This window comes from Streptomyces kebangsaanensis (genome assembly GCF_001906585.1).
Lineage (GTDB): Bacteria > Actinomycetota > Actinomycetes > Streptomycetales > Streptomycetaceae > Streptomyces > Streptomyces kebangsaanensis.
On record NZ_JUJA01000120.1, the window covers coordinates 52181 to 68109 of the forward strand.

Consider the following 15929-nt stretch of genomic DNA (forward strand, 5'->3'; position numbering starts at 1 on the left):
CGTCCAGGGACGCGACGCCGCCTTCGTGCGCGCCTCCACCGCCGCCCACCCCGAGACCGTCGACCGCAAGGGCCGGCCGACCGTGCGGCGGCGCGGCATCGAGCGGGCCGCGTGCTGTGCTTCCCCGACGCCGTACGCGCCGGGAAGCTGCTCAGCGCGCGTGACGCGCCGGAGACTCACGAACCGTGCGAGCGGGTGGTGCGGACGGTGCTGGAGTGCTCCGGCGCGGCCTGAGGGCGCGCAGGCCCTCCGTCACGCCCAGCGCGGCCAGTACCAGCAGCGCGCCGTGCGCCGGCCAGTCGCCGAAGCGGACGTACAGGGTGGCGCCGTGCGCGGTCGGCACGTCGTACACGCGCGTGGTGCTCGCGTCCGTGCCGAGCCAGTCGCCGATGCGCCGCCCGCTCGGGCCGTACACGGCGGACACCCCGGTCAGCGTGGCGTGCACCATGGGCCGGCCGGTCTCCGCGGCGCGCAGCGCGGCCAGCGACGCGTGCTGCTCGGGGGCCCAGCTCTGCTGGAAGGTGGAGGTCGACGACTGGGCGACCAGCATCCCGGCGCCGTCCTGCGCGAGGTGCCGGCTCATGTCCGGGAACGCCGTCTCGAAGCAGATCAACGGGCCGATGCGCAGGCCGTGGCCGACGTTCATCACCACCTGCTCGGTGCCCCGCCTGCGGTCCACGCCCGCCGCCTTGCCCACGGAGGTCGCCCAGCCGAGCACGGAGCGGACCGGTATGTACTCGCCGAACGGGACGAGCCGCATCTTGTCGTAGCGGTCGCCGGTCGGGCCGTCCGGACCGACCAGGACCGAACTCTTGTAGATGCCGGGCAGGTCGGAGCGCCGGGCGTCCACGTTGACCAGGACGTCGGCCCCGGTCGCCCGGGACAGGACCGCGATCCGCCGCGCCAGGTCCGGCCGGTGGGCGAGGTCGAGGCCGACGCTGCTCTCGCCCCAGACGACCAGATCGACGTGGTGCCCCACCAGGTGGCGGGTCAGCCGCTCCTCCAGGTCGAAGCGGCGCTGGCCGCTCTCCATGCCGGCGACGATGCCCGGCTGCACGACGGCGATCCGGACGTGGCCGTCGACGTCCGGGCGGGGCGCCCATGCCCAGGCCGCCGAGGTCACCACGGTGGTGGCCACCAGCCCGGCCAGTGCGGCCACCCGGGCGGTGCGGGCCGCGATCAGCAGGGCGACCGCCACGTTCACGGCCACCACCAGGAAGCTCAGCAGCCACACCCCGCCCACCGAGGCCAGCCGCAGCGCCGGGGCCACCTGCCACTGGCTGGAGCCGAGCATCCCCCAGGGGCCGCCCAGTCCCTGCCAGGACCGGACGAGTTCGATCGTCAGCCAGCCCGACGGCAGCACGACGAGGGCGGCCGCGCCCCGCCCCGGTGAGGGCACCCCCGCCAGGAACCGCCGCACCAGCCAGCCCCACGGCGCCCACAGCAGGCCCAGCAGCGCCGCGAGCACGAAGATGAACACGTGCAGGTCGGGCAGCAGCCAGTGGTGCACGGCCACCATGAACCCCAGCCCGCCGAACCAGCCGTCGTACGCCGCCCGCTTCCCGGTCGGCGCGGAGCGGACCAGCAGGATCCACGGAACCAGGGCGACGTAGGCGAACCACCACAGCGACGGGGCGGGAAAGGCGAGCATGGGCAGCGCCCCCGCCACCGCGGCCAGCACCGAACGCCGCCACGGGGAGGCCACCCACCGGCCGAACGTCTCCACAAGGCGCCCTCCTGCCCCCGGATGACTCCAGTGTGCGCGCCACGAAGGATCTCGCCCAGAGGGCCTCGGGCCCCGGACGCCGGGGCAGGGTGTCCGGTGGCCCGGACGGGGCGCCGCCGCCGACCACGGCCGGGCGAATGATCGGTACGTCGAGCCGGAGCCCAGGTTCCGGGCACGAGCCCGCCACACCGAGCCCACGACCACCGCCTACCAGGCCTACCGCCCCGGGACCGGCCGCTCCGCCGCCCGCGACGACCGTTTACCGTCCTCGCGGAGGCGCGACCGGACGACATGGGTCGTCGAGCCGCGCTCTCACCCCTTGTTCAGCGGCAGGGGCGTTCCTGTTCGCCAGGGGAGGAGTGCCAGGGCCTCCTTCAGGTTGTGCTCGGCGATCTTCTGCATGGGGGCCCGGTCGGGGTAGTCGCCGTCGAGCAGGCGCAACGGGCCGGCGACCAGGGACAGGCGCATCGCGAGCGTGTAGAGGTCCAGCCGCTGTGCGTCGAGGCCGGGCCGGGACAGGGCGGGGTATCGCCTGCCGAAGCGGAGCTGGAGGAAGACGTGCTCCCACTCGATGTCGAAGTGCATGAGGCCCTCGATGTCGATCAGCACCGCGTGGTCGTCGGCGTCGACCAGGACGTGGTCGGGGCCCAGTTCTCCGTGGATCAGCCCGTATTCGGCACGGGGGGTCACCAGTGCGGCCAAGCCGTGGAGACGATCGCGCAGGTGGCCGTCCGCCGCGGCGATCCTGCGGTCTCTGTCCGAGGCCTCTTCGAGATCGCGCAGGGCGCGGCCGAGGACCAGGTGCTCGCAGGAGACTCCGCTTGCGGTGCCGCCCTGTTCCAGCAGGTCCACCCGGCCGTGTTCCGGGGCGCGGTGTCGGTGCATGGCGTCCGTTGCCCTGGCCAGGTCGTTCAGGGCCGCTGTCGCGCGGACGGGATCGCTCGCGAAGAGTGCTTCGAGCGTGTCCTCGGAGACGTCCTCGACCACGGCCACGTCCGCCGGGCAACGGTGCCGGCTGCCGTCCGCCAGGAGGACCCGCGGAACCCTTGCGCCCAGGCCGTCCAGGCTCCGCCGGGCGGCGAGGAACGGGGCCAGGCCCGAGGCGGGTGCGAACGGGTCACCGTTGTCGACTCCGTTCCGGCCGGGCCAGAAGTTCTCCGTCTCGGCCCAGCTGTAGACGATCACACTCGTCATCGGGGCTCCGTCGACTCGGACCCGGTACACCCCCTTCCTGCTGCCACCGCGCAACCGGTCCACCGCGACCACCCGGCAGCCCGGTCCCAGCGCGTCACGTACCAGCCCCGACAAGTCCTCGATCTCCGCGAGCTTCCGCATCGGCAGAACGTATCGAACAGGGCACCCGCACGTGCGGTGGAATACGCCTCCAGCAGCACTCCGAGTCCTGGTCCTACTCCACTTCGATGCCGAAATCCTGAACGAGCTCCTCCAGGCCGCCCGTGTAGCCCCTGCCGCCCAGGACGAAGTCCCAGTCCCCGTTCGACCTGCGACGGAAGGAGCCGAGGACCAGGGCGGTTTCGCGCGGTCGGCCGTCGGAGACCTCCAGCCGTCCCAGCTCGGCCAGCGCCGGGTCGAGCAGGCGGATGCAGGCGTCCGTGAAGCCGGAGAGGTCGGCGTCCGGGTTGACCTCCGGGTCGATGGCGGCCACGAGAACGAACCGGTCGGCCTCGGTCGGCAACGCGTCGAAGGAGACGCGGATCGCGGCCTTGTCGGGCGCGTGGGCGGGAAGAGCGCGCACGGTGCCGTCCGGGGTCTGCGGGTTGTTGAAGAAGACGAAGTGATCGTCACTGAGGACCCGGTTGCCACGGCAGACGAGAGCACACACGTCCAGGGCGACACTTCCGGTCCACGACATGCCCAGGACGTTGTAGTCGTCGGGCAGCCGAGGATCCGGAACCGTCGGCGTCGACCGCGCTCCGGCGCCCAGGCGTCCGCGGAGCCCATGGCGGTGCAGCAGGTCGACGAGCTCGGTTCCCGGGATCAGTTCCAGCGGCTTGCCGTTGGCGAAGGTGTGCGAGCCGGGGCCGAACCCCGACGTCGTCACGAGGACGCCCTTGTTGGCGCCGGCGTCCTGTACGGTCCCGTACAGATCGCGCACGGCGGTGGGCGGCACGGTGTTGCGGTAGCGCTTCACCTGCACGACGATCTTGCCGCCCCGGATGGGTGTCGGATCCAGTGCGTCGACGTCCACCCCGCCGTCGTTCGAGCGTTGGGTGGTGACCGCCTGCATCCCCATGGCCCGGAAGAGATCGGCAACGAGATTCTCGAAGGCGATGGGATCCATCTCGTACAGGTCGGGCTCGTCGTCGCTGCCGTGCGTGACCACACGGTTCCCGACCTCCTGCGGCCGGCGGCCCGGCCGCACCGGCGTGAGCTGGTCGGGGCGGGCCGAGAGCTGCCCGCGCAGTGCGTCGGCCAGGCAGCTGCAGGCGTCCACCTGCGCCAGGTGCAGGTCGCGGAACGTCGGGCGCGGAGCCATGACGGTCGCCAGATGGATGCGGCCGGGCCGGCCCGTCGTGGGGTCGTGCCCGTCCACGAACCCGTTCAAGGCCACCGACTCGAGCGCGCCCGGCTCGTCCGCGGCGAAGAGTTCGTGCAGGACGAGCAGCACGCACTGCGCGAGAACCTCCCGGTACAGGGCCCGACGCTGACTCACCGGCCGGGAAGTCTCCTTGTCCTGGTCCACGCTGGGCATGTACCGAACCGACTTGACCTCGGGGACGACGTCGTAGGCGGGCAGCTCCCAGTCCAGCACCAGCTGCCCGGCCGCCGAGTCGTAGGCCGCCGCCACCTGGCGTGGGAACCCCTCCGGCCACGCGGTCGAGGCGTAGAGAGCGGCGGAGAAGTACTCGACCACGGCGTCGGGATCGCGGCGCCTCACTCCCTCGGTCAGCTCGACGACGCCGGCGTTGTGCCGCCGTACCTCGGCCAGCTGGGCATCGGCCCACTGCTGGTACTCCCGCTGGTACGACGCCAACTGCTGCTGCCGCTGCGTCTCCGCCGCCTGGGCCGCGTGCCAGTCCTGCTCGAAGCGCGCCCGGGCTTCGGCCTGCGCCTGTGCCCGGCGACCGGCGGTCCACCCGCCCTGCGTCCGGTAGTGGTCGAAGTTCGGCATGGGCACGGGCTGCGCCAGTGGTCCAGGGGCGAACGGCTGGACCTCTTCGGGGCGCATGAGGGAGGAGGCCCTGAAGGCCGGGGCCCGGCACCCCGAGGCGAGAAGACCTTGCAGCGACGTGACCTGTGCGTCCAGTTCCTCGGTACGGCGCAGTGCCTCTGCCTGCCTGTACTCGCGATAACTCTGGGCGGCTCGCCGTTGGTGGGCACGTGCTTGCTGCGCTTCTTGTCTCCGCCGTCCGGCTTCGGCCTCCATCTGGCGCTGCTGCTGCCTCTGCATCTCAGCCCAGACACCGACCAAGCCATTGGAGCGACGACTCATGTGCTGCAGGCCCTCCCCGAGGCGCTCTGGTTGTCCCCACAACCAGTTGTCACGGGCGACTCTATCCAGCGATGGCCCTCCCGCACACACGCCCGGCGGGAGCAACCCGCTCGGTCGTCCCAGCAGGTCGGAGTGACCGGCGAGTAGCCGCGGCCGCGCCGGGCCGGAGGGCCCGCGCGCGTGGGAGCCGGGCCCCGGAGCACGAGACGAGGTGCCGGGGCGTCTGCGGGCCTAGGGTGATCACATACGGGTGTCGTCGCTCGGGGGCAGCGGAGGTCCGAATGAAACGTCTCGTGACAGTGGTCACCGGGGGCAGCCGGGGGATCGGTGCCGCGATCTGCCGGCGGCTGGCGGCCGAGGGGCACGACGTGGTGGTGGGGTACGTCAGCGACACCGAGGCCGCCGAGGCGGTGGCCGACGAGGTGCTCGAGGCCGGGGCGCGCGGGGTCACCGTGCGGATGGACACCTCGGTCGAGGCGGACGTCGAGCGGCTGTTCGCCACGGCGGAGGAGCGGCTCGGACCGGTGACCGGCCTGGTGAACAACGCCGGGGTGAGCGGACCGCTGGGCCGGCTCGCCGACACCAGCACCGCCGACCTGCGACGGGTCGTGGACGTCAACCTGCTGGGCACACTGCTGTGTTCGCGCCGCGCCGCGCAGCTCATGGTGCCCCGGAGGAGCGGCGTGATCGTGAACGTGTCCTCCGCGGCCGCCACGCTCGGCAGTCCCGGGGAGTTCGTGCACTACGCCGCGACGAAGGCCGCCGTGGACGCCCTGACGCTGGGCCTGGCCAAGGAGCTCGGCCCGGACGGCATCCGCGTCAACGCGGTCGCGCCCGGCATGATCGACACCGACATGCACGCGGCGATGGGCGACCCGGACCGGGTCCGGCGCGCCGCCGGCGCGATCCCGCTGGGCCGCCCCGGACGGGCCGAGGAGATCGCCGCGGCCGTCGCGTGGCTGATGTCACCGGACGCCTCCTACACGACGGGAGCGGTGCTGCGGGTGTCGGGCGGGCGCTAGTGCCGGGGCACCAGGAGTACCGGTCACGAGCGGGGTCAGGCCGCCTCGATGACCCGGCTGCGGATGGCGGCGGCCCACTCGACCACCAGCAACTCGTACTCCGCGCGCTCCTGGGCCGACAGGGACCCGCCGGAGCGCGACCACAGCGACCGGATCTGCTCGTTCAGCTCGGCAGCAGACCGCACGGAACCAGGGGCCACTGAATCGGGGGACATGGCCCCAAGCCTAGGGGTAAGCACTGACTCTGCGCTACCGGACCGCTACAGCGGCCGTCTCTCCCGGTGTCCTCGGCCGGCGCCGCAGGTGGTGACGCTTGCGCCAGGCGACCGCGGTGCCCAGCAGGGCCGGTACGGCGATGCAGGCCAGCGCGGCGAGGAAGGCCGGGGAGTCCGGCGCGGAGGCGCGGGCGCCGGCGACGGCGTAGGCGGCGGTGTTCGGGACGGAGCCGAGGGCCGTGGCAAGGAGGAACGGGGGCCAGTCCATGCGGGAGACGGCGGCGCAGTAGTTCGCCGCCCAGAACGGGACCCCGGGGAAGAGCCGGGCCGCCATCATCGAACGGAAGCCGTGCCGGCTGAGCTGTCCGTCCGCCGCCTGCAGCAGCCGGCCGCGCAGCAGCGGCCGCAGCGCGTCCTGGCCCAGGAACCGGCCGAGGCCGAAGGCGATCCCGGCGCCCAGCACCGTGCCGCCCAGCGCCGACGTGAGTCCCAGCTGGGAGCCGAACAGCGCGCCCGCGGCGAGGTTCAGCAGGGGCCGCGGCACGAACGCCACCGTGCACAGCCCGTACGCCACCGCGAACACCACCGCCGCGGCGGCCCCGTCGAGATGCGGCGGCCAGCCGTGCGCCAGCAGTCTCTGCGGCTGGAGGAGCAGTACGGACGCACCGGCCGCAGCGAGCAGGACGAGCAGCAGGGACAGCCGGGACCAGGGCGACAGCAGCACTCTCGCGCAGACCGCGGCGGCGGCCCCGGGGCGGGTGGGGGCATCGAGCATCCGGTGACATTAACCGACGGGTACGCGTGATCGCCGTGTCGTCCGTCTCCTGCCCGAACTCGCCCGCCGGGAAAATCGTTCGACGCGGGCCGGCGGACCGTGGAGGATCGGCGTCATGTTCCGGCACGCCTTCGTCCTCGCAGCATCCGCGGTCGCGGATGCCCCGAAGGCTGCCGTCCCGGTCCTCCTGGCCGCGGTCGACGGCGCCCGAAGCTGACCCTCCCCGGATCGTCCGGCGGACCCCGCAGGGGGAGGGTCGGCGAATCCTCGGGGTCCCCGCTCCACCTACCAGAGCTTTGGGGTACAGCCATGCCCAAGACGGCGTACGTGCGTACCAAACCGCACCTGAACATCGGCACCATGGGCCACGTCGACCACGGCAAGACCACGCTGACCGCCGCCATCACGAAGGTGCTGGCCGAGCGCGGCACCGGCACGTTCGTGCCGTTCGACCGCATCGACCGGGCCCCGGAGGAGGCCGCGCGCGGCATCACCATCGACATCGCGCACGTCGAGTACGAGACCGACACCCGGCACTACGCGCACGTGGACATGCCGGGCCACGCCGACTACGTCAAGAACATGGTCACCGGGGCCGCGCAGCTCGACGGGGCGATCCTCGTCGTCTCCGCGCTCGACGGGATCATGCCGCAGACCGCCGAACACGTGCTGCTCGCCCGGCAGGTGGGCGTCGACCACGTCGTCGTCGCGCTGAACAAGGCCGACGCCGTCGACGCCGGCGAGGACGCCGTGCTCGTCGACCTCGTCGAACTGGAGGTCCGCGACCTGCTCACCGAGCACGGCTACGCCGGCGACGCGGTACCCGTCGTACGGGTCTCCGGGCTGAAGGCCCTTCAGGGCGACCCGCGCTGGACGGCGTCGATCGAGGCGCTGCTCGACGCGGTGGACACCTATGTGCCGATGCCCGAGCGGTACCTGGACGCGCCGTTCCTGCTGCCGGTGGAGAACGTGCTCACCATCACCGGCCGGGGAACCGTGGTGACGGGCGCGGTCGAGCGCGGCGCCGTCCGCGTCGGCGACCGGGTCGAGGTGCCCGGCGCCGCCGTGGAGACGGTGGTCACCGGCCTGGAGACCTTCGGCCGGCCCATGGAGGAGGCACAGGCCGGGGACAACGTGGCGCTGCTGCTGCGCGGTGTGCCGCGCGACGCGGTCCGCCGCGGCCATGTCGTCGCGGCGCCGGGCAGCGTGGCCCCGCGCCGGCGCTTCACCGCGCGGGTGTACGTCCTCCCGGCGCGCGAGGGCGGCCGTACGACACCGGTGTCCACCGGGTACCGGCCGCAGTTCTACATCCGTACGGCGGACGTGGTGGGCGAGGTCGACCTCGGCGAGAGGGCCGTCGCGCGGCCCGGCGACACGGTCACGATGACCGTGGAGCTGGGGCGCGGGGTGCCCCTGGAGCCGGGGCTCGGGTTCGCCGTCCGTGAGGGCGGGCGGACCGTCGGCGCGGGGACCGTGACCGCCGTCGAGTGAGGGGGCGTCGCGCGAGCGGGGGGCCGCGGGCCGGTGGTGGCCGGCCGCGCGGTCCCCTCGCCGTTCGGGGGGTGGCGGACCGGCACAATGGAGCCGTGACCGAGCCGATACCCGTGACCCGAGCCGTCGATCACGGGACCGCCAAGCTGATGCCCGACGTCGACCGCGAGCGGGCCTGGCTGCTGACCGTGGACGGTGCGCCGCAGTCGTACGTCGATCTGGACGCGCCCACCCACCTGGAGTTCGAGTACGCGCGCCGGATCGGGCACGTCCTGGACACGGTCGCGGAGCCGGGCCGTCCGCTGGACGTGCTGCACCTCGGTGGGGGTGCTCTCACCCTGCCGCGCTACGTGGCCGCGACCCGCCCCGGCTCCCGGCAGGACGTCGTCGAGGCCGACCGCGCTCTGCTGGACCTGGTCGTCGACCGTCTCCCGCTCCCCGACGGCTCCGGCATCGCGCTGCACACCGCCGACGCCCGCGCCTGGCTTCAGGGCGTCCCGGACGGCTCGGCGGACGTCCTGATCGCGGACGTCTTCGGGGGCTCCCGGGTCCCCGCCCACCTCACCTCCCTCGCCTACGCCCGCGAGGCGGAGCGTGTGCTGCGGGCCGGCGGTGTCTATCTCGCCAACCTCCCCGACGGCGCCCCCTTCGCCTTCCTTCGCTCCCAACTCGCCACCTTCGCGGCGGTCTTCGAGGAGCTGGTGCTGATCGCCGAGCCGGCGATGCTGCGCGGCCGCCGCTTCGGCAACGCGGTGCTGACCGCCGCGCACCGCCCCCTCGACACGGCCGCCCTGACCCGGCTGACCGCCTCCGACGCCTTTCCCGCCCGCGTCGGACACGGCGCCGCGCTACGGGAGTTCATCGGCGCCGCCGAGCCGGTGCGGGACGAGGACGCCGTACCGTCACCCGAGCCCCCGGACGGCGCGTTCGGCGTCGGCTGACCCGCCGTCCACGCCCGTGTCCAGGTCCGCGTCCGGTCAGCCGGTGGGGGTGCCGTGCAGCCGGACCGTGCTGAGGACCTGCATGACGGTCGCGGTGGGAACCTCGTCCTTGACGCCCTTGGCACCATAGAAGTTCCAGGAGACGAAGTCGCCGGCGGAGTTCATGAAGCCGAAGGTGAGTGCCTTGCCGTCGCTCGCGCACTTGCCCTTCTGGGGCGTGTTGGTCGACCGGGCCCAGGCGATGCTGCCCTCGAGGCCCGACTTGGTGGTGTACGGCTCGGCCTTCTCGTCGAACGAGAGGCTCTTCTTGTCGGGCTGGGTGTAACCGCCGTAGACCCACCAGGCCACGGTGTTCACCGCGACCTCATCGGTGTTCTTGGCGCCGCTGGCCCCCTTGGAGCCCACCGCGGCCAGTGACGTGTCCTCCGTGCGGCCGTCCTTGTCGTCGTCGGACGTGCACCACTTCGACTTGTACTCGGCCACCCCGGACATGAGGGCGATCGGCTTGCCCTCCTTGTCCTCGAAGCCGATGCTCAGCCCCGGGGACCGGACCTCCCAGTCGGCCGGCACGTCGAAGGCGATGCCCCGCTTGGGGTTGACGACGACCTTCCAGCCGGGGACCGTCGGCTCCATCGTCTCCGTGCCGCGGGGATTGTCGTCCGACGCGGAACCGGAGGCGTCGGCGGAGGCCGGGGCGGACGCCGGCCGGCTCGCTGTGACGTCGGCCGTGCCGCCGCCGGCCTTGTCGCCCCTGCCGTCCTTGTTTCCGCCGAGGACCAGGAAGCCGGTCACACCGGCGGTCACCACCACGGCCGTGGCGGCGATGACCGCGACGAGCTTCGTCCGGTTGCCGCCCCCGCCGCCGCCCTTCGGCGGCCGCGGCCCGTCCATGGGTATGGTCGCGCCCCACTGCGGTTGCTGGGCGTACGGGTTGGGCTGTTGGTAGCCGGGCTGCTGGTAGGGATTCGGCTGGTGGTGTCCCGGCTGCTGGTACGGGTTGTTCTGCGGGTTCTGCTCGCCCCCGGGCGGCTGCTGTCCTGGCCACATGGGCAGCAACCCTAGTGTCGCCAGGGACACGATTCGGTCACTGCCTCTTGTCAGGGACGTACCAGTGATGGGCGCGGGTGTCGGGCGCCGGGGCCGGCCAGAATCTTCTACTGGTGAGTAATATCCCGGTGCGGGCGCGGACCGGACGGCGCTTACCGCAACCGCGTGGGCGGGGGAGGAGCTGAGCGTTTCGTGTGTCATTCGGCCACCCGCGCAAGCGCGTTGACGGCCCCGTGGTCGGCATTCCGTGAATAAGGGCGTGGGTACCAGCGGTAACCGCCCTGCGTTTCCCGCCTTTTGAGACAGCGCCTTTTCGAACTGCTTGTTCGCCGTGAGTCGCGTGTGCGAAGGTGGCGCCCATTCCATGTGCCGTCATGCGGCTGGAAGGAAATGATGCAGTGCAATCCCCCCACCCCCCACACCCTTTCCACCCACCCCACCCCGGTACGACGCCGGGAGGGTCCGACCACGGTCTCGTCGCCCGGCTGCGGGACCCCGACGGCGACCACCACGCCGTCGCGCCGCTGCTCGCCCGGCACTGGCGGNGGGCGACCTACGACTACGCGGCCATCTGCCTCACCGGTCGCGGAAGTTCGGCCGCCATGGTGGCCACCGCGGCCTTCCGGCAGGTGCTGCGTCGGCCGACCGGCGGCGCCCTGCGTCCGCAACTCCTCGTCGCCGCCCGCGAGGTGGTCCGGGAGTGGGCCGGCGACGAGACGGCATGCGCCGTACTGCCGGAACTCGGCAGACCCGCGGGCGGCCGCGGGCTGCGTGCGGTGACGTCCGTGACGCCCCCGAGGCGGCACATCGCCGAAAGGGCTTTCCAGGAACTTCCCGGCACCTTTCAATGCCTGCTCTGGCACGCCGAGGTCGAGGCCGAACCCATGACCGTACCGGCCGGTCTGCTGGCCATTGACGCGGATACCGCGACGGGCGCGCTGCGGCAGGCCCGGGAACAATTCCGGGCGGGCTGTGTACGCGCCCACCGGGAACTCGCGCCGACCGGGGAATGCCGTTTCTACAACCGTCTCCTCGACACCCCCGTGCGCCGGGGCGGCGCGCTGCTGTCCGACGTCCGGCTCCATCCGAGGGGCTGCTCCCACTGCCGGTACGCCGCCGAACAGCTCGGTCACTTCGACGGCGGACTCGAGGTCCTGCTCGCCGAGACGGTACTCGGCTGGGGCGCCCGCCGCTATCTCGACTCCCGCCCGGCCCGCGCCCTGCGAAGGGCGTCGTGCAGGGCACCGTACGAGACGCGGCCCGACCCGCTGCGCAGGTACCGCACGGCCCTGGCCGTGGGCGCCGGCCTCACCGCCCTGGCCCTGCTCGCCACCGTGCTCGCCGCCAAGGGCTGGGCGGACGACCGCGCCGTCCCCGGCCCCGGCGCCGACGGGGGAACGCACAGCACGGGCTCCGCCCGCCCGGGCGTCACCGGCGGACCTCCGCCGGCCGTGTCCGCCGCCCCGGCCCCCGACCCCCGGACGTGACGTGACCCACAGCCGTCGCGGCGGCTGCCGGGTGCCGGTAGCCGCCGCGGCCGGGCCGCACGTGCGGAAGTCCATGGCGGGGCGCACCGTCGGCACCCCGGCCTCGGGAACGCATGCGCGATCCGTGGGTCCCCGCCTCGGAAGGCCGACCCGGTAGTCTTCCCGGGGGCGCTCCTCGCAGGCGCTTCCGGGAACACATGGGCGCGAGACGGGGAGGAACCGGCGGTGCACGTCCAGGAATGGCTCGAAACGGTACCCGCGGTTGCCGTCTACGCGGTGGTGGGTCTGATCATCGGCCTGGAGAGCCTGGGCATCCCGCTGCCCGGTGAGATCGTCCTGGTCTCCGCCGCCCTGCTGTCCTCCCAGCACTCGGGCATCAACCCCGTGATCCTCGGCGCGTGCGCCACCGCCGGCGCGGTCATCGGCGACTCCATCGGCTACGCCATCGGCCGCAGGGGCGGCAGACCGCTGCTCGCCTGGCTGGGGAAGAAGTTCCCCAAGCACTTCAGCGAGGGACACATCGCCACCGCGGAGCGGTCCTTCGAGAAGTGGGGCATGTGGACGGTCTTCTTCGGCCGCTTCGTCGCCCTGCTGCGGATCTTCGCCGGCCCCCTCGCGGGTGTGCTGCGGATGCCGTACTGGAAGTTCTTCATCGCCAACGTCCTCGGCGGCATCTGCTGGGCGGGCGGCACCACGGCGGTCATCTACTACGTCGGTGTGGTGGCCGAGTCCTGGCTGAAGAAGTTCTCGTGGGTGGGCCTGGTGGCGGCCGTGCTCATCGGGCTCGGCTCGATGCTGATCGTCAAGCGCAAGGCGAAGAAGGCGCAGGCCGAGCACCGCGAGCGCGAGACCGAGGAGCCGGAACCCGTTCCCGCCGGGGAGTGAGCGGCGCGCCCCAGAGCGTGCACGGGGGCGCGCCGGTGCGCGGGTCCTAGTCGTGCACCTCGCGGTGCGCCCTCGCGAGCTCCGCGTACATCGTGCCGTTCAACGTGATCCCCTGGCGCTCCTCCTCCGTCAGCTCCCGCCTGACCCTGGCGGGCACCCCGGCGACCAGTGACCCCGGCGGCACCCGCATGCCCTGCGGCACCAGTGCCTGCGCGGCCACCAGGGAACCCGCGCCGATCACCGCGCCGTTCAGCACCGTCGCCCCCATGCCGATCAGGCAGTCGTCCTCGACGGTCGCGCCGTGCACCACCGCGTTGTGCCCGATGGAGACGCGCTCGCCGACACCGACCGGGAAGCCCGGGTCGGCGTGCAGGGTGGTCGGGTAGCTGGGACCCATTACTGGGTCCCAGCCCCCTCAGAACCGTACGTGCGAGTTTCCCCGCATACGGCTCAAGCAAGCCTTACGCCGCTTTTCTTGTCATGCCCGCCGGCGTGAAGCTGACTGTGACAGGTAGCGTGCCGCACTTCCAGGTTGGACAGTGCATTACTGCCGCCGTGCTTTCGATGCACCACATGGTGGACATCGAATGCCCGGCGACCGGCCTCGAACCACGCAACCCAATCCCGCAGGCTGTCCGGCTCGAAACCCGCCCCTTCCAGAAGATCCAGACCACAGCCCGGGCACAGACCCTTCTGCCGCACGGTCAGGGTGACGATCAGTTTCTTCTCGTTCACCATGGTCGTGCTGCGCTTCCGGACGCGCTTCGACCAGAACTCCGCCAGCTCCGGGTCGTCCTTGGAATTGTCTCCAGGAACAACCTGGTGCCGTCGAATGGGGGTCCACGCAGCCTTCTGCAAATGCAGCTTGCTGTTACCGAACACCCACGTGTCCTGGCGCGTCGCGTGGTGTCGGCCCCAGAAATGGGACCTGATCCACTTGCGACCCTTCCTGCGGTGCCTCTTCACCGCCCACTTCCACAAAAGATCAAACGTATAGCGGTCAAGCCGCAAGAACGCCTGGTTCGCGGACACGGGCGAGTAGTAGGCCGTCCATCCCCGAATGAACGGGGCGAGGTTACGGATCAGGGTGTCCTGATCCGTGCCCATAGCCTTACGGATGGTGGACTTGATCTTCAACCTGGCGCGTTGTTCGGCCGCCTTGGACGGGGTGATCAAAGAGATGCCATTGCTGTGCTGTTGAACCGTGCATCCGAGGAAGTCAAACCCCTCACGAAGGTGGACCACACGGGTCTTTTCTTCGTTGAAGGCCAGCCCTCGCGGCTCCAGCCATCGCGCCAGCGATTCCTTGACCCGGTTCGCTTCATCCTCCGTGTGACAGAACACCACGAAGTCATCCGCGTACCGAATGAGTACCGTTGCACCTCGGGCGGTTTTGATGCCGCCCTTGCGCGCCCAGTACTTCACCCCTGCGGCCTGTTCCATTCCGTGCAGAGCGACGTTCAACAGCAGAGGGGAGATCACGCCGCCTTGCGGCGTGCCTTCTACCGTTTCGGAGAACGTGGAGTTCTCCATCACTCCGGCCTCAAGCCATCCAAGAATGCTCTCCCTGGCGGGAAAGAACCCGATGGAGTCCATCAGGTGCTTGTGGCTGATGCGGTCGAAAGCGCCCTTGAGGTCAGCGTCGAGTACCCACTGACGTGCGGGGTCATGCCCCGCGCTGCGCTTGACCGTTTGGTGGATCGCCTCCAGGGCGTCGTGGCAGCCACGTCCGGGCCTGAATCCATAGGACCTCGGTTCGAACCTGGCTTCCCATTCCGGTTCCAGGGCGTTCTTTACCCTGGCCTGGTGGGCACGGTCCGCGATCACCGGAATTCCCAGCGGTCGCATCTTCCCATTAGCCTTTGGAATGTATACACGCTTGACCGGTTTCGGCTTCGGGGCGTCCGCTTCAAGGTCCCGCACGAGGCGGGTCCTCTCGGCGGGATCGAGTGCCCTTTGACCATCGACACCGGCCGTGTTCCTGCCCGCGCTCTGTTGTGCCACCCTTCGCACGCTTACCAGCGTGTTGGAGTGTGAGCGCAGCATGAGCTTTTGCAGGTTTCGGACCTTCTTGAGGTCCCCTGCTTTCGCGGCCTTGAAGATTCGCTGCCTGAGACGCTTAACGTTCCGCTCCTGCGCGGACCAGTCGATGCTGTTCCATGCCTGAGCGTCGCTCAAGGTTCCGTTCCGGGAAGCGTCCACTTCCGTATCGGTCATATCTGCCTCCTGTTCTAACTTGTGCCTTGACTCTGCTTCTCGTCTTGCTCTGCCTTCAAGGGCTCACCAGATCCGCGTCAGCTCCCTTTCGGGACCCGCCACTTGGCGGGTATCCACCGGGTTATACAAGGAGCCTGGAGCGGCGCGTTCCCTTGCTTTCCCCTGCCCTTACGGGCTAGTGGCCTATGCTTCTCGGATCTTCCTGTTCCCGCAACGGGATTCACCTTCGTTGCCTCCGGCTTACCCGACCTTGCGGTCGGGACCGTTACGGGGTTTCCAAGTTCCGCAGTACTGAGTTGCGTTCGGGTTGGGAGTCCGCTCTGAACCGGGACCATGGTGACCACAGCGGGGTTTAACTGACTGCCCGCCCATGTGAGACTCCTCTGCCTCTAGTCCTCGGCCGCGTCGATTGCTTCCATCACGCGGGTCCACATTTCGGTCCGTACAAACACGGCTTCGCTTTCGCTCTCCCGTCCGAGCTTCCCCTCGCCTGTTGCCCCGTGATGGTCTGGGGGCTCTTGGGCTTTGACCGCCAGCTTCACACCACCCCATTGCTGGGGTCGCATGTGACGGCGGGGACCGGGGAGTTGGTCACTTCCCGGGCCGGGCCTCTTTCTCCTTTCTTGCCCGGCGCTCAGTAGCAGCGACTTACTTGTCGCACCAGTTGTC

11 protein-coding genes and 2 pseudogenes are annotated in these 15929 nt (G+C 71.0%); 5 read left to right on the forward strand and 8 right to left on the reverse strand.

What is annotated here, in order from left to right; genetic code table 11:
- Nucleotides 1–52: 52 nt before the first annotated feature.
- A pseudogene (locus RH94_RS46685) lies at nt 53–234 on the forward strand (gfo/Idh/MocA family oxidoreductase); the annotation flags it as partial.
- Here the strand turns inward: RH94_RS46685 and lnt are convergent.
- The 3 genes from lnt to RH94_RS18025 all read right to left on the reverse strand — a co-directional run bounded on the left by lnt (nt 152) and on the right by RH94_RS18025 (nt 5180).
- Nucleotides 152–1726 carry an apolipoprotein N-acyltransferase gene (lnt, locus tag RH94_RS18015; RefSeq protein WP_073948594.1) on the reverse strand — a complete coding sequence of 525 codons (1575 nt, stop codon included), beginning with the start codon at nt 1724–1726 and terminating at the stop codon, nt 152–154. The pseudogene RH94_RS46685 and the gene lnt sit on opposite strands and share 83 nt — an antisense overlap.
- Before the next feature lie 312 nt (nt 1727–2038).
- Nucleotides 2039–3061 carry a phosphotransferase family protein gene (locus RH94_RS18020; protein WP_073948595.1) on the reverse strand — a complete coding sequence of 341 codons (1023 nt, stop codon included), beginning with the start codon at nt 3059–3061 and terminating at the stop codon, nt 2039–2041.
- Nucleotides 3062–3134: 73 nt separating this feature from the next.
- On the reverse strand, nt 3135–5180 hold the full coding sequence (locus RH94_RS18025) for a restriction endonuclease (protein WP_199880991.1): 2046 nt from the start codon (nt 5178–5180) through the stop codon (nt 3135–3137).
- Nucleotides 5181–5461: 281 nt separating this feature from the next.
- Here RH94_RS18025 and RH94_RS18030 point away from each other — a divergent pair, with 281 nt between their 5' ends.
- Nucleotides 5462–6202, forward strand: a complete 741-nt coding sequence (locus RH94_RS18030; protein WP_073948596.1) for an SDR family NAD(P)-dependent oxidoreductase — start codon at nt 5462–5464, stop codon at nt 6200–6202.
- 35 nt (nt 6203–6237) lie between these two features.
- Here RH94_RS18030 and RH94_RS18035 read toward each other — a convergent pair whose 3' ends face one another.
- A complete protein-coding gene (locus tag RH94_RS18035; protein ID WP_073948597.1) occupies nt 6238–6417 on the reverse strand; it encodes a hypothetical protein in 180 nt (59 codons plus the stop codon).
- A gap of 34 nt (nt 6418–6451) precedes the next feature.
- Nucleotides 6452–7192, reverse strand: coding sequence for a TVP38/TMEM64 family protein (locus tag RH94_RS18040; RefSeq protein ID WP_073948598.1), 741 nt, complete (start codon nt 7190–7192; stop codon nt 6452–6454).
- A gap of 309 nt (nt 7193–7501) precedes the next feature.
- Between RH94_RS18040 and tuf the strand changes: the two genes are divergently transcribed.
- Together tuf and RH94_RS18050 are read left to right on the forward strand one after the other, a co-directional pair.
- Nucleotides 7502–8683 carry an elongation factor Tu gene (gene tuf / locus RH94_RS18045; RefSeq protein ID WP_073948599.1) on the forward strand — a complete coding sequence of 394 codons (1182 nt, stop codon included), beginning with the start codon at nt 7502–7504 and terminating at the stop codon, nt 8681–8683.
- Nucleotides 8684–8778: 95 nt separating this feature from the next.
- A complete protein-coding gene (locus RH94_RS18050) occupies nt 8779–9624 on the forward strand; it encodes a spermidine synthase (RefSeq protein WP_107428753.1) in 846 nt (281 codons plus the stop codon).
- Between the two features lie 36 nt (nt 9625–9660).
- On the opposite strand, the gene RH94_RS18055 is transcribed toward RH94_RS18050, so the two are convergent.
- A complete protein-coding gene (locus RH94_RS18055; RefSeq protein WP_073948600.1) occupies nt 9661–10671 on the reverse strand; it encodes a hypothetical protein in 1011 nt (336 codons plus the stop codon).
- Nucleotides 10672–12383: 1712 nt separating this feature from the next.
- Here RH94_RS18055 and RH94_RS18065 point away from each other — a divergent pair.
- A complete protein-coding gene (locus tag RH94_RS18065; protein ID WP_073948602.1) occupies nt 12384–13043 on the forward strand; it encodes a DedA family protein in 660 nt (219 codons plus the stop codon).
- Nucleotides 13044–13089: 46 nt separating this feature from the next.
- On the opposite strand, the pseudogene RH94_RS18070 reads toward RH94_RS18065, so the two are convergent.
- Both RH94_RS18070 and ltrA read right to left on the reverse strand, forming a co-directional pair.
- Nucleotides 13090–13419: pseudogene (locus RH94_RS18070) on the reverse strand (gamma carbonic anhydrase family protein); the annotation flags it as partial.
- Nucleotides 13420–13493: 74 nt separating this feature from the next.
- Nucleotides 13494–15260: a group II intron reverse transcriptase/maturase gene (ltrA, locus tag RH94_RS18075; protein WP_199880911.1), complete on the reverse strand. Its 1767-nt coding sequence runs from the start codon at nt 15258–15260 to the stop codon at nt 13494–13496.
- Nucleotides 15261–15929 lie beyond the last annotated feature (669 nt).